The organism is Dietzia sp. Cai40, assembly GCF_014145165.1.
GTDB lineage: Bacteria > Actinomycetota > Actinomycetes > Mycobacteriales > Mycobacteriaceae > Dietzia > Dietzia natronolimnaea.
This window is the reverse complement of record NZ_JAALEB010000205.1, coordinates 1-1,145: the sequence shown is the minus strand read 5'-3', so window position 1 is coordinate 1,145 and position 1,145 is coordinate 1. Positions and strand designations below refer to the sequence as shown.

Genomic DNA, 1,145 nt, shown 5'->3' with positions numbered 1-1,145 from the left:
CCTCGACCGGGTGGACGTCGTGCCACACCCCGTCGGCGGACAGGACCTGCAGGCCCGCCACGCGGTCGGCCCAGAGCACGGTGACCAGGCCGAAGTCCGTGTGCTCGCCCATGCCGGTGAGCTCGCCGTCGAGGGTGACCGGTCCCGGGGGCAGGGCGTAGTTGTTGAGCCGCAGCACGTCGATCGAGTGCCCGGTCATCCCGGTGAACACCTCGGGCGGCACCCCGAGCGCGTCGGCGAACGCCCGGGTGAGAGTCCGCGCGACCCGCGAGGCCTCGGCGAAGTAGGCGTCGATCCGGGGCCGGAAGTCGGGGAGGTACGGCCACAGGTTGATCCCGTAGTCGGCCTCGTCCAGCGCCAGGTCCGGGAAGGAGCGCGCCTCGACGCCCACGTTGAACGCCTCGAAGAAGTCGTTCATCCTTCCCGCGGACTCGACCCCCAGGCTCAGGCTGAGCGTCTCGCTCTTCGGCGGGCTGTACCCGCGGTTGGCGCCGGCCACGCGGTAGCCGTTCTTGGTCTCGGGCGGAAGGGCGAAGAAATCGTCGATCGCGCCCGCCAGCCCCTCGGTCACCGCGTCGTCGATGCCGTGCCCGACGATCTGCATGAACCCGACGGAGGAGCACGCGGCGTCGATCTCGCGGGCGACGCGCTCGCGGGCGGCGGGGTCGTCTCGGGTGGGGTCGTCGCCGGCGGTGTAGGGGCTCAGGTCGATCACCGGGACCCTGAACCCGGTCAGCGCGGTGCTCGGTGGTGGTGTGGTCATGTCCGCTCCCGGGGCTGGGGTGCCGGCCGAGGTGACGGGGGCCGGGGTACCGGGGCGCGGCCTGTCCGCGAGGGGTGGCCGAGCCGATGACCTTGTTCTATCCGCGCGCGATTACCGGCCGGATACCCCGTGTGTCGCCGGTGTTACGGGTGCGGTGTCGAGATCCCCGGGCACGTCCACATCGAGCGGGGACCCGGTGTCGTCGCACGGCACCTCGACCACCGATGCCGCGTGCGCGCGCAGGTATCGGCGGGCACCCACGTCACCGACCGCCGACGCGATCACCCCGGGGTGGTGCCGCCCGCCGAGCAGCACCGGGTGGCCCCACCGCCCGCCGTAGGTGGCCACCGCCAGGCCAGCCCCGGCGTTGTCGCCGTCGATG

Annotated in this window: 1 protein-coding gene and 1 pseudogene; both read right to left on the bottom strand. The window is 72.8% G+C overall.

Annotated elements, in window-relative coordinates:
• Positions 1–763: isopenicillin N synthase family oxygenase (locus tag G6022_RS08795; protein ID WP_182691383.1), on the bottom strand; the 763-nt coding region annotated here is incomplete at its 3' end.
• A gap of 111 nt (positions 764–874) precedes the next feature.
• Positions 875–1,145: pseudogene (locus G6022_RS08790) on the bottom strand (hypothetical protein); the annotation flags it as partial.